The sequence below is a fragment of the Shewanella pneumatophori genome (assembly GCF_023283895.1).
Taxonomy (GTDB): domain Bacteria; phylum Pseudomonadota; class Gammaproteobacteria; order Enterobacterales; family Shewanellaceae; genus Shewanella; species Shewanella pneumatophori.
The window spans coordinates 1-1,576 of record NZ_JAKILB010000032.1 but is presented as its reverse complement, the minus strand read 5'-3'; the positions used below and the strand labels follow the sequence as shown (position 1 = coordinate 1,576).

Here is a 1,576-nt window from a genome sequence, read left to right as displayed (position 1 = left end):
CTGGAGGTATCAGAAGTGCGAATGCTGACATGAGTAACGATAAAGGGGGTGAAAAACCTCCTCGCCGAAAGACCAAGGGTTCCTGTCCAACGTTAATCGGGGCAGGGTGAGTCGACCCCTAAGGCGAGGCCGAAAGGCGTAGTCGATGGGAAACGGGTTAATATTCCCGTACTTCTGCTAACTGCGATGGAGAGACGGAGAAGGCTAGGCTAGCGCGGCGTTGGTTGTCCGCGTTTAAGGTTGTAGGCTGTACACTTAGGCAAATCCGGGTGTACTTAAGGCTGAGAGCTGATGACGAGGTCCTAAGGGACTGAAGTAGTTGATGCCATGCTTCCAGGAAAATCTTCTAAGCTTCAGGTTAGTAGGAATCGTACCCCAAACCGACACAGGTGGTCGGGTAGAGAATACCAAGGCGCTTGAGAGAACTCGGCTGAAGGAACTAGGCAAAATGGTACCGTAACTTCGGGAGAAGGTACGCTCCTAGCGGTGATGAGACTTGCTCTCTAAGCTGCCGGGAGTCGCAGATACCAGGTGGCTGCAACTGTTTATCAAAAACACAGTACTGTGCAAACTCGCAAGAGGAAGTATACGGTATGACGCCTGCCCGGTGCCGGAAGGTTAATTGATTGGGTTATCTTCGGAGAAGCTCATGATCGAAGCCCCGGTAAACGGCGGCCGTAACTATAACGGTCCTAAGGTAGCGAAATTCCTTGTCGGGTAAGTTCCGACCTGCACGAATGGCGTAATGATGGCCACGCTGTCTCCAGCCGAGACTCAGTGAAGTTGAAATTGCGGTGAAGATGCCGTATACCCGCGGCTAGACGGAAAGACCCCGTGAACCTTTACTATAGCTTGGCACTGAACATTGAACCTACATGTGTAGGATAGGTGGGAGACTTTGAAGCATGAACGCTAGTTTGTGTGGAGTCGTCCTTGAAATACCACCCTTGTAGTTTTGATGTTCTAACCGCGGCCCCTGAATCGGGGTTCGGGACAGTGCCTGGTGGGTAGTTTGACTGGGGCGGTCTCCTCCCAAAGAGTAACGGAGGAGCACGAAGGTTGGCTAAGTACGGTCGGACATCGTACGGTTAGTGCAATGGCATAAGCCAGCTTAACTGCGAGACATACACGTCGAGCAGGTACGAAAGTAGGTCATAGTGATCCGGTGGTTCTGTATGGAAGGGCCATCGCTCAACGGATAAAAGGTACTCCGGGGATAACAGGCTGATACCGCCCAAGAGTTCATATCGACGGCGGTGTTTGGCACCTCGATGTCGGCTCATCACATCCTGGGGCTGAAGTCGGTCCCAAGGGTATGGCTGTTCGCCATTTAAAGTGGTACGCGAGCTGGGTTCAGAACGTCGTGAGACAGTTCGGTCCCTATCTGCCGTGGGCGTTGGATGATTGAAGGAAGCTGCTCCTAGTACGAGAGGACCGGAGTGGACGAACCGCTGGTGTTCGGGTTGTTATGCCAATAGCATTGCCCGGTAGCTACGTTCGGAATCGATAACCGCTGAAAGCATCTAAGCGGGAAGCGAGTCCTAAGATGAGTCATCCCTAGGAATTTAATTCCTCT

Annotated in this window: 1 rRNA gene; it reads left to right on the top strand. The window is 52.3% G+C overall.

What is annotated here, in order from left to right:
• Positions 1-1,576 (top strand): 23S ribosomal RNA (locus tag L2740_RS21355); the annotation flags it as partial.